We start from the raw sequence: 1,883 nt of genomic DNA, 5'->3' as shown, positions 1-1,883 counted from the left end.
ACGCCCGTCGACGGCTCGGGCCTGGTCCCACACCCGCCAGAGCAGGTCGTGGATCGTCTCGCCGGCATCCGCACCGCTGGCGAGAGCCTGGATGGTCTCGGCGAACCTCTCCGCAGTGCGCGACTCCGGAGCGTCGATGAGAGTGAGGTGGGCAGGATTCGCCATCGCCTGCCGCAGCAGCTCCCGCGCGGGGGTGGAGCCGCCCTGCTCGAGCTCGACGTGTCGGAGCCGGGCGCGCAGGCGCCGCAGCCCGATGGCGTCCATCCCCCCGAACGGGGTGCGCAGCGCCTCCTCGAGCGCGGTCGAGGTGCGCTCTTCGACGGGCGTGAGAGCCAGACGAACGATGCCGACGATGTCGCGCACGATCCCCTCGCTGCCGAGCGGGCGCTGCACACCGGCTGCGCGCGTCGGGATCTCCCTGGCGGCGAGCTCGGTCTCGAGCGTGGTCACCTGCCGGGTGTCGTGGGCGATGACCGCCATCCGATCCCACCGGATCCCTTCGGAGAGGTGCCATTCGCGCATGACACCGGCGATGCGATCGAGCTCTTCGTAGGGAGACGGGGCGATGAACGTGGAGACTCCGGCGTCGACGTCATCGGCCGTCGCCGGCACAGGCGCCCGCCGATGCTCGACCCGCCCCGACACGCCGATCGCCTGCGTCACAGTGCGGGTGAGCGCCGTGAGCGCCGGACGTTGACGATGGGGGCCATCGAGCACGTGCACATCCCCCAGCACCCCGGCGAGCTGCGCGAACAGCTCGGGGCTGGCTCCGCGGAAGGAGCCGGAAGAGATATCCGGATCGCCGAACGCCAGCACGGCGATCCCCCGACTCCGCAGGGCCTTCACGACCGATATGCCGCCGCGGGTGAGCTCCTGAGCGTCGTCGATGAGCACCACGCGCAGCGGTGCCAACGGGCCGAGAGTCGCCGGATCGGCCGTGTGCAGGATGGCGCTCGCCTCGCTGAGCAGGTCGGCGGCATCGCGATGTGCGGATCTGAGGGCGTCGAGCACGGCTCGGTACTCCACGAGGAACTCCGCCGTCGCCGCCCACACGGCGTTGCCCGATGCACGAAGCTCCGCAGCGTCCACCCCGAGCTCGGTGCACTCGGCGAGGAAAGCGCGCAGCTCGGAGCGGAATCCCTTCGACGCCCGAACCGACGCGCTCAGGCTCTCCGGCCACGGGATGCGCATGTCCTCCGCGTCACCGGCGAGGAGCTCGGCGATGATGCGGTCCTGATCCGCGCCCGTCAACAGCGCCGGCGGCTCGGACCCTTCCTTCACCATCGCCCCCCGCACGAGCTGGAAGGCGAACGAGCCGAGCGATCTCGCGAGCGGACCCGGCGTGGCCTGCCCGATCCTGACTCCGATCCGGTCGCGCAGCGCCGTCGCCGCCTGACGGTTCGGGGTGAGGGCGAGCACCTCTTCGGGGCGCAGGGCGTCTGCATCGAGAAGGTGGACGACGCGGTCGATGAGGGTGCGGGTCTTCCCCGTTCCCGGTGCGCCGATGATGACACCGGACGCGTGCGACTCCGCGGCGATCACAGCACGCTGAGCGGAATCCGGTGTCATGACATCAACGCTATCCGGACGCGCGGACATCACCGTCCCCACCCGCCTGAGGCCGCCCGCAGCCATGGTGCCTTCCCCCTGTGCGCTCATGGCGAAACAGGCCGCGACGGCCGATCCCGGCCTGTACTCCCGGGGTAGAGTTGGCGCAGTCCCCGAACTTCAAGGAGCACGCGTGGAAATCCGCATCGGCATCATCAACACCGGCCGTGAACTGAGCTTCGACACCGGCGCAAGCGCCGAAGAGGTGCGCACCCAGGTCGCCACCGCCCTCGAGCAGAGCGCGTCGCACGTGAGCTTCGCCGACGTGAAGGGCA

Annotated in this window: 2 protein-coding genes; one reads left to right on the top strand and one right to left on the bottom strand. The window is 70.5% G+C overall.

All coding sequences use genetic code 11. From position 1 onward, the window contains the following. The coding region (locus DSP71_RS24380) for a UvrD-helicase domain-containing protein (RefSeq protein ID WP_258546566.1) at nt 1-1,569 on the bottom strand (1,569 nt) is incomplete at its 3' end. On the opposite strand from DSP71_RS24380, the gene DSP71_RS24375 reads away from it, so the two are divergent. Further along, a partial coding sequence (locus tag DSP71_RS24375) for a DUF3107 family protein (RefSeq protein ID WP_309472636.1) occupies nt 1,568-1,883 on the top strand: 316 nt, incomplete at its 3' end. The two genes, DSP71_RS24380 and DSP71_RS24375, sit on opposite strands and share 2 nt — an antisense overlap.

It is taken from the genome of Microbacterium sp. H6, assembly GCF_003314775.1.
GTDB lineage: Bacteria > Actinomycetota > Actinomycetes > Actinomycetales > Microbacteriaceae > Microbacterium > Microbacterium oxydans.
Note: the sequence above shows the minus strand (reverse complement) of the source record. Positions and strands in the feature narration are given on the sequence as shown.